This window comes from Pedobacter faecalis, assembly GCF_030182585.1.
In the GTDB taxonomy this organism is placed as follows: domain Bacteria; phylum Bacteroidota; class Bacteroidia; order Sphingobacteriales; family Sphingobacteriaceae; genus Pedobacter; species Pedobacter faecalis.
Map to the genome: position 1 here is coordinate 1 of NZ_JARXOW010000005.1, position 2173 is coordinate 2173.

Here is a 2173-nt window from a genome sequence, read left to right on the forward strand (position 1 = left end):
AAAAAGTTCTTGACAGCGGCAGAATTTTTTCTACCTTTGCAATCCCAAACGACGGGGACCTGACCGGCAGATACCGGAAAGGAGAAAAGAAAAGATTGAAAGGATGGGTTTTTTGAAACTGACTTCCGGAGGAATAGACCGGGAAGAAACTGAAGAGAGATTCATTTTGATATAGAAGGGCGAACCGCGACGGGGGACCCGAGAAGTTCATTAAAGAGATGTCATTTATAGCGCGAGCGAGGTAATACAGTACGGAATCGAAGTACATGATTGCCAAGCTTATTTTTAAGTCAATATCTAACAGACAATAATTAGAATAAAGACTATTATTAACATTTTAAGAATAGTCAGGAATTCAAACAACATTTTACAATGGAGAGTTTGATCCTGGCTCAGGATGAACGCTAGCGGCAGGCCTAATACATGCAAGTCGAACGATATTATCCAGCTTGCTGGATAAGAAAGTGGCGCACGGGTGCGTAACGCGTATGCAACCTACCTTAATCAGGGGGATAGCCCGGAGAAATCCGGATTAACACCGCATAAAATCACAGTACAGCATTGTACAATGATCAAATATTTATAGGATTAAGATGGGCATGCGTGTCATTAGCTAGTTGGCGGGGTAACGGCCCACCAAGGCGACGATGACTAGGGGATCTGAGAGGATGACCCCCCACACTGGTACTGAGACACGGACCAGACTCCTACGGGAGGCAGCAGTAAGGAATATTGGTCAATGGAGGCAACTCTGAACCAGCCATGCCGCGTGCAGGAAGACGGCCCTCTGGGTTGTAAACTGCTTTTATTCGGGAATAAACCTCAGTACGTGTACTGAGCTGAATGTACCGAAGGAATAAGGATCGGCTAACTCCGTGCCAGCAGCCGCGGTAATACGGAGGATCCAAGCGTTATCCGGATTTATTGGGTTTAAAGGGTGCGTAGGCGGCCTGTTAAGTCAGGGGTGAAAGACGGTGGCTCAACCATCGCAGTGCCCTTGATACTGATGGGCTTGAATGAACTAGAGGTAGGCGGAATGTGACAAGTAGCGGTGAAATGCATAGATATGTCACAGAACACCGATTGCGAAGGCAGCTTACTATGGTTTTATTGACGCTGAGGCACGAAAGCGTGGGGATCAAACAGGATTAGATACCCTGGTAGTCCACGCCCTAAACGATGAATACTCGCTGTTAGCGATATACAGTTAGCGGCTAAGCGAAAGCGTTAAGTATTCCACCTGGGGAGTACGCCCGCAAGGGTGAAACTCAAAGGAATTGACGGGGGCCCGCACAAGCGGAGGAGCATGTGGTTTAATTCGATGATACGCGAGGAACCTTACCCGGGCTTGAAAGTTACTGAATAACTCAGAGATGAGTTAGTCCTTCGGGACAGGAAACTAGGTGCTGCATGGCTGTCGTCAGCTCGTGCCGTGAGGTGTTGGGTTAAGTCCCGCAACGAGCGCAACCCCTATGTTTAGTTGCCAGCATGTTAAGGTGGGGACTCTAAACAGACTGCCTGTGCAAACAGAGAGGAAGGAGGGGACGACGTCAAGTCATCATGGCCCTTACGTCCGGGGCTACACACGTGCTACAATGGACGGTACAGAGGGCAGCTAGCTGGCAACAGCATGCGAATCTCAAAAAGCCGTTCACAGTTCGGATAGAGGTCTGCAACTCGACCTCTTGAAGTTGGATTCGCTAGTAATCGCGTATCAGCAATGACGCGGTGAATACGTTCCCGGGCCTTGTACACACCGCCCGTCAAGCCATGGAAGTTGGGGGTACCTAAAGTATGTAACCGCAAGGAGCGTCCTAGGGTAAAACCGATAACTGGGGCTAAGTCGTAACAAGGTAGCCGTACCGGAAGGTGCGGCTGGAATACCTCCTTTCTGGAGTAGGGTTGACTACTCGCTCGGCGCAAATGATATAAATGACGATAGATCTCAACAAGAAACACCCATAGGATGAAGCATCGTTTAGTGCTCCATACTGCAGTATAGACATATAGTCCCGTAGCTCAGTTTGGTTAGAGCACTACACTGATAATGTAGGGGTCAGCAGTTCAAATCTGCTCGGGACTACAGATGAATCTTAAGGGGGATTAGCTCAGCTGGCTAGAGCGCCTGCCTTGCACGCAGGAGGTCAACGGTTCGACTCCGTTATTCTCCACT

2 tRNA genes and 1 rRNA gene are annotated in these 2173 nt (G+C 48.9%); all 3 read left to right on the forward strand.

Going from position 1 to position 2173, the window contains the following annotated elements:
- Window positions 1-369: 369 nt before the first annotated feature.
- The 3 genes from QEP07_RS16515 (at window position 370) to QEP07_RS16525 (ending at window position 2171) form a co-directional block, all read left to right on the forward strand.
- Window positions 370-1891: ribosomal RNA gene (locus QEP07_RS16515) — 16S ribosomal RNA — on the forward strand.
- A gap of 117 nt (window positions 1892-2008) precedes the next feature.
- A tRNA-Ile gene (locus QEP07_RS16520) sits at window positions 2009-2083 on the forward strand.
- A gap of 14 nt (window positions 2084-2097) precedes the next feature.
- Window positions 2098-2171 (forward strand) — tRNA-Ala (locus QEP07_RS16525).
- Window positions 2172-2173: the final 2 nt, after the last annotated feature.